Below are 1,629 nucleotides of genomic sequence, written 5' to 3' on the forward strand. Positions count from 1 at the left end.
GTATGCGTCAAGTTTTTCTCGGTCGTTCTGAAAGACTGCCGTTTTCAGCCCTCTATTTTTGTACACCGCGAATCTTCTACCGCGCTCCGCTTGCTGGCCTCTCTGTATGCCCAGCTTTCTGGCGAAAGCAGGCCATACAGAGAGGTCTAGGAAAAGCTCTTCACCATATGTCCCATGGCTGTGGAATGAGCAGTATGCAGAGCTATGGTTCCGGATGTCGCCCCGTTGGATTCACGGACCGGATCTCGAAGTATATCAGTCATCCGCACCATTTGGGCGAATCGTCGCTGCTGACGGACCGATCGTGGTTTCTTTCGGGCCAGATAGGCTTCCCGAAGCGTTCGGTTCAGGAGGCCCTGTTTGATTTTCACCATGGCCTCCGCACCCCGGGGGCTCCAGTGCATCCCTCTTCGTTTCATCCGGAAGGTGACATGGCGCTGGTTCGACTCCATGGCTCCCAAGCTTCGGGCTCCTTCCGGCGGATCTTCCACATGGTCCCGCCAATCTATAATACGATCCCAATTCTCCAGGATATACGAGCGCAGCTTCTTTACCTTCTCGATCGCTTTATCCTCTTCCAGCGTGCTTTCATACGTGTCCAGCCATAACCGGAAATCGTCCTGGTTGTGCTCCCGCAGAGCCTCCCTTATCTTCGTTTTCGTTTCACTCTGGGCCGCACCCAGAGCCCGGTTCAGCGCCTGATGGACATGATAGGCATCCAGTTGGTTCAGCACCGGATACTGGGATTGGGAGAAAGCTTCCTGGAACTTCTCCGGGGTGTACCCGGCTCCCCCATCGCTGTTGGTGACGACCTGCGTGGTTTCCAGCGAATAACGATGAGCGGTGGCCGCCTGGACTTCCTTCCAGAATGCTGCTGTCGGCTGCGTCGTCATCAATACGTTCGGATGCTGCAGGGCCACCCGCTTTCCGTTCGTGTCCCAGCCTTCATACGTGATGGCGTGGCTTACTTCAATCCCCTGCTTTTTGGCTGTCCCGCGGACAAAGACCCCGTCCGCTTCCGCATAGAGATGGGAGACCTCACGCCCGGATGGAAGCTCCGCGGCTTCATCCAGCTCGGTCACCAGCCCTTTGTCTGCTTCAGCCTGAGCCTCCCCGACCCGTTTCACGATGGCCCCCACCGTTTGGTGAGAGAGGCTCACCGGGGTCCATTCCTTCAAGACCCTTTCCACTTCCCGGTACGTGCTCTCAGCCGTCATTTCCGCCGTTTTCACCTCCACCAGAGGGCTGTACCGCTGATTCGGCTGAATAGACAGGTGTTCATCCAGCGGATAATGAGAGATCCCTTCCCGATCGGTCATCAGGGTGCGTGAGTACGCCACCGGCCCGAATAAAAACTGGACGGTTCTAGCATCCCGCGTCTCAACATCCCATCCTTCCTTCTTTTTGGCTTCTCTCACCGGCTCATCCAGCGAGGTGAGGGCCTCTCCCACCAAATCACTGAACCAGTGGTACATCAGCTGCTGCAGCTTTTCTTCCATGGCCAGGACATCCGGTGTTTCTTTCAATATCTGATACATTTCTGTTATAATGGTTGTCATGAGAAGGCCTCTTTTCACTCTGTATTTGCTTCCTAGGCATACATGGATGATAGAGGACCTTCTCTTTTTT

At 55.2% G+C, this 1,629-nt stretch carries 1 protein-coding gene; it reads right to left on the minus strand.

Translation table 11 applies throughout. The features are described 5' to 3' along the window. Positions 1 to 146 precede the first annotated feature (146 nt). Positions 147 to 1,559: an ISLre2 family transposase gene (locus BM124_RS18385; protein WP_093339986.1), complete on the minus strand. Its 1,413-nt coding sequence runs from the start codon at positions 1,557 to 1,559 to the stop codon at positions 147 to 149. Positions 1,560 to 1,629 lie beyond the last annotated feature (70 nt).

This window comes from Salibacterium halotolerans, assembly GCF_900115625.1.
Classification (GTDB): Bacteria; Bacillota; Bacilli; order Bacillales; family Marinococcaceae; genus Salibacterium; species Salibacterium halotolerans.